Annotated in this window: 1 pseudogene; it reads left to right on the top strand. The window is 33.2% G+C overall.

Annotation, left to right across the window (positions count from 1 at the left end):
- Window positions 1-1,182: pseudogene (locus AABL81_RS13500) on the top strand (hypothetical protein); the annotation flags it as partial.

Raw genomic sequence — 1,182 nt, 5'->3', positions numbered from 1 at the left:
TCCAAGAGTGGAATGAAATAACTCAGAAGTTTGAGAATGTTGATAATTCAAAGTTTAGTACTATTGTTAAGGGGAATGAAACCATCACTACTTTAGTGGATAATCAAGATGGAACTTACACTTACACAAGTGAAGATGGAACTACTACACTTGTAGATATTCCATCAAGTGTTGTAAATCAATTTGAAACAATTGTAAAACAACCAGTAGAAGTAGATGGTCGTACCTTTAATACAATCAATGATTATATCAAGTATGTCACAGAGAGTAAAGGAGGGTTTACTAAGATTGTTTACGATCAAACAACAGGTGATGTTATTTTCCAAGAGTGGAATGAAATAACTCAGAAGTTTGAGAATGTTGATAATTCAAAGTTCAGCACTATTGTTAAGGGGAATGAGACTATAACTTTATTAGTTCCAAATACCAATGGAACCTTTACTTATTATAACGAGGGACAAATAGGAGCTGATGGTCAACCAAAATTAGGAGAGACAGGAGTAACAATTGATCCAAAAGAAGTATCTGTATCCTTAAATACAACTACAAATAAATATGAGTTTAAAAACTCACAAGGAGATGTAATAGGAGAGATTGATACCAATGCAAATGCTATTGCATTTGACGATAGTAAATCTAATTTAGGAGCAGACAATGTACAAGATGCAATTGATAACCTATTAAGTAAAGTAGGATCAGGTGCAGGAGTTACTCTGGTTGATAATAATGATGGAACTATTACCTTAAAATCAGATGACAATACAGTATTAGGAACAGTTTCTAAAGGAAGCTTGACAAATAATAACGATGGTACTTATACTTATGACAATGGCAATGGCACACCAGTAACATTTGATACCAATGCTAAAGCTATTGCCTTTGATAACAGTACTAATGGTTTTACATCAACAAATGTACAAGAGGCATTAGAAGAGTTAAAAACTAAGTTAGATGGGACAAGTGATACACTAGTAAACAATAACGATGGAACATATACTCATACTACAGTAGCAGGAGATGTTGTTATCATTGATGCCAACACAACAAAAGTAGAGGTAGTCAATGGAGTGTATACTTTCAAAGATGGAAAAGGAGATACAATCACAAGTATTAATACCAATGCAAATGCTATTGCCTTTGATAACAGCACTAATGGTTTTACATCAACAAATGTACAAGAGG

Source organism: Myroides sp. C1519, assembly GCF_038039755.1.
GTDB lineage: Bacteria > Bacteroidota > Bacteroidia > Flavobacteriales > Flavobacteriaceae > Flavobacterium > Flavobacterium phaeum_A.
The sequence above is the reverse complement of the archived record's forward strand: the minus strand, read 5'-3'. Positions and strand labels throughout refer to the sequence as shown.